Source organism: Oleiphilus sp. HI0066 (genome assembly GCF_001635725.1).
Genome location: NZ_LWFH01001366.1, coordinates 1 through 1,117 on the forward strand (window position 1 = coordinate 1; position 1,117 = coordinate 1,117).

At 47.3% G+C, this 1,117-nt stretch carries 1 protein-coding gene; it reads right to left on the minus strand.

From position 1 onward, the window contains the following. Positions 1 to 186: 186 nt before the first annotated feature. Positions 187 to 1,117 (minus strand): nitronate monooxygenase family protein (locus A3738_RS20740; RefSeq protein WP_068763821.1); only part of this gene is annotated, 931 nt, incomplete at its 5' end.

The window sequence follows — 1,117 nt, forward strand, 5'->3', positions numbered from 1 at the left end:
TGGATTAAAAGGTAATGGCTACCGAAACATTGATGAATACAACGCGAACATCCCGGGCGAGGCATTGAGCAATGCTCAAAGTTATGTCAAACCACGCACAGCCTTAAAAAACAAAACGCCCGATGAAATTCATCAGGCGTTTTAAGAGAAATAAGTGTCGACTTATTTCAGGACAAGACAGTTACGTTAAAGCAGCTTAGATAGACGCTCAGAAATCATGGCTTCGGCATCCGCCATAATTCCTGAGATAAGCTCTTCACAGGTCGGAATATCATTAATTAAACCTGCAACCATCCCGCATGACCAGGCACCCGCATCAACTGTGCCTTCCATCATGACTTGCGGATAAACGCCTACTACTTCGTCGGCAATATCTTCAAATTTAAGATCAGCACCTAGCTTCGCTTCGGTTTCTAAGATCTTTTCTACCGCTGGATTTACGAGCACACGCTCTGTATTCCTGAGCGAGCGCATGACCAATCGCGTATCAAGCTCTGTCGCAGCAACAATCGCTTGCTTAACATTCTCATGCACCGGTGCTTCTTTTGTTGCAATAAAACGTGTGCCCATGTTCATGCCCTCAGCACCCATAGCCAATGATGCAACCAAAGAGCGTGCGTCGGCCATTCCGCCGGAAGACAGGAATGGGATTTCGAGTTCATCGTGCGCTCTAGGCAACAGAATCATATTCGGGATGTCATCTTCCCCTGGGTGACCGCCACACTCGAAACCATCGACCGATACAGCATCACAACCAATAGACTGAGCTTTTAAAGCATGACGCACTGAGGTGCATTTATGTACGACTTTGATACCCGCATCTTTTAGCATCGGCATGTACTGAGCGGGGCTACGTCCAGCTGTTTCAACGACTTTAACGCCGCCCTTAATGATCGCATCAATATAACCCGGATAATCTGGTGAGCTAACCGTAGGCAAAAAGGTTAAGTTAACTGCGAATGGTTTGTCTGTTAGGTCATTACACTTTGCGATTTCGTTCGCTAAATCGGCAGCAGAGCGTTGTGTTAAACCCGTGATAGTTCCAAGGCCACCGGCGTTAGATACAGCCGCTGCTAACTCTGCAAAACCGACGTAATGCATGCCGCCCTGCATAATC